General features: G+C 65.3%; 1 protein-coding gene. It reads right to left on the bottom strand.

Translation table 11 applies throughout. The features are described 5' to 3' along the window. Positions 1–429 (bottom strand): hypothetical protein (locus CRD59_RS07775; protein ID WP_130341235.1); only part of this gene is annotated, 429 nt, incomplete at both ends.

The raw sequence follows: 429 nt of genomic DNA, 5'->3' as shown, positions 1-429 counted from the left end.
CCTTCTCGTCCTCGTAGAGGCTGCCAGGGGAGTGGGTCAGTGCCTTTAGGTCGATGGCAGTGGCCTCCTCGCCAGCCGTCACGTCGACGGGGGTGGAGGAGAAGGTGGGCGGTGGCCTGTTGCGGCCGATGACGGGGATGGGCAGGGTCAGGACCGCCGAGTTGCTGATTCGCTTCTTGTCTTTGTCGCGCGTGCCATAAACGGGGGTGAAGGGGATGGAGGCCGGGCCGGCGTAGTCCTTGGGGGCGGTGAAGCTCAGGGTCTGCTCGTCCTTATAGAGGTCGCTGTTGGCCGCCTTGGTGGCTGTGACCGAATCGGGCGATTCCACGGTTGCCATCTTGCCGGCACCCACCCGTACGTAGTCGGCGATGTTGATGGTCAGGCTCTCCCTGGCGTTGACCTTCAGGGCCGGAGCCTTGGGCCGCAGGG

It is taken from the genome of Bifidobacterium xylocopae (genome assembly GCF_003315615.1).
Taxonomy (GTDB): domain Bacteria; phylum Actinomycetota; class Actinomycetes; order Actinomycetales; family Bifidobacteriaceae; genus Bombiscardovia; species Bombiscardovia xylocopae.
The sequence above is the reverse complement of the archived record's forward strand: the minus strand, read 5'-3'. Positions and strand labels throughout refer to the sequence as shown.